Consider the following 297-nt stretch of genomic DNA (forward strand, 5'->3'; position numbering starts at 1 on the left):
TCATCGCCGAGACGAACAGGAGCTCGCGGTCGAAGTCGAGGCCACGGGTCCGGGCCCAGGCCGCCCCGAAGAAGTAGGACCGCAGCGAGTGGTGGTACAGCGCCTCGTCCGCGTACTCCGCGCACACCTCGCGTGCCGCCCGTGCCGCCCGTCCCGTGGGCGCCCGTACCCCTGCCACCTCGAATGCCATCGTCCCACCCCTCGTCAGGGGGGGTGGTGGGGTGTGCGGGGACAGCCACCCTCAAGAGCGCTCAGAGACTCGCGCCGCACCCCCCCCACACACCCCCCCCCCCCCCC

Annotated in this window: 1 pseudogene; it reads right to left on the reverse strand. The window is 73.4% G+C overall.

Features of this window, described 5'->3' with window-relative positions:
* Positions 1 to 190 (reverse strand): annotated as a pseudogene (locus ACFW2E_RS20735) (cyanamide hydratase); the annotation flags it as partial.
* Positions 191 to 297: the final 107 nt, after the last annotated feature.

Source organism: Streptomyces sp. NPDC058964 (assembly GCF_042741275.1).
In the GTDB taxonomy this organism is placed as follows: domain Bacteria; phylum Actinomycetota; class Actinomycetes; order Streptomycetales; family Streptomycetaceae; genus Streptomyces.